Source organism: Aliiroseovarius marinus (genome assembly GCF_004360145.1).
Lineage (GTDB): Bacteria > Pseudomonadota > Alphaproteobacteria > Rhodobacterales > Rhodobacteraceae > Aliiroseovarius > Aliiroseovarius marinus.
Window position 1 is genome coordinate 1 of record NZ_SAIT01000036.1, and the last position, 848, is coordinate 848.

The window sequence follows — 848 nt, forward strand, 5'->3', positions numbered from 1 at the left end:
CGTTTTGGAGACATGACATCTGTATGAAACAAGCAGCTCTTAGTGCGTTTTTCGTAACTCTCATCTCCACAGCAATCTACGCGGGCCTTGGCTATTTCTTGGATTTTGGGTTCACGCTTACCCAAACGGCAATCTATGCCGCCATCTTCTTTGGCTTCATGGCAATCGCTAACTACTTTAGAAGCAGAGAGTAAAGCCGCGTTTGGATGTTCAAGTAGCAATGACCCGACCCGGCGACATCCTCGGATACGCAAGGGTCTCGACCGCCGACCAAGACCTGTCCGGCCAAAAAGACCGGCTGCTGCAACACGGTGCCATTCGCGTGTTCGAAGACGTGATCTCCGGCAAGACGTTCAACCGGCCTGGTCTGGTGGCCTTGCTTGATCAGGCCAGGCCCAACGATACGCTCGCTGTCATCCGTCTCGATCGCTTGGGCCGGTCGCTCAAGGAACTTCTGGAAACCGTCGATGACCTCAAGGCCAGGGAGATCAATCTGATCAGCCTTGAGGAACGGATCGACACAACATCCGCCGCTGGCGAACTCGTATTCCACGTCTTCGGGGCCATCGCGCATTTCGAGCGCCGTCTGATCTCAGAACGCACCAAAGATGGCCTGGTCAACGCCCGAAAGCATGGCCGCACCCCTGGGCGGCCGCCATTGCAGCCCGAGACAATCTCAGCCCTCCGAGATCTTGTCAGCGCCGGAAAATCCGTCGCCCAGGCCGCAAAACATCTCGGCATAGGCAGATCAACAGCTTACAAAATCATCAGAAACACCGCGCCATAAACCATGTTCAGGCTTCGTTCTTCCTTAGCGTGGTTCTACGAAGAAACCTTCCGATGGGGCC

Annotated in this window: 2 protein-coding genes; both read left to right on the forward strand. The window is 55.4% G+C overall.

Features of this window, described 5'->3' with window-relative positions; translation table 11 throughout:
• Positions 1-194: hypothetical protein (locus EOL43_RS15440; protein ID WP_205669568.1), on the forward strand; the 194-nt coding region annotated here is incomplete at its 5' end.
• Positions 195-220: 26 nt separating this feature from the next.
• Positions 221-787 carry a recombinase family protein gene (locus tag EOL43_RS15270; protein ID WP_133489780.1) on the forward strand — a complete coding sequence of 189 codons (567 nt, stop codon included), beginning with the start codon at positions 221-223 and terminating at the stop codon, positions 785-787.
• Positions 788-848: the final 61 nt, after the last annotated feature.

What these genes read in the sequence shown, in the direction of transcription:
- EOL43_RS15270 (WP_133489780.1), top strand. Translation starts at nt 221, where the DNA reads ATGACCCGACCCGGCGACATCCTCGGATACGCAAGGGTCTCGACCGCC.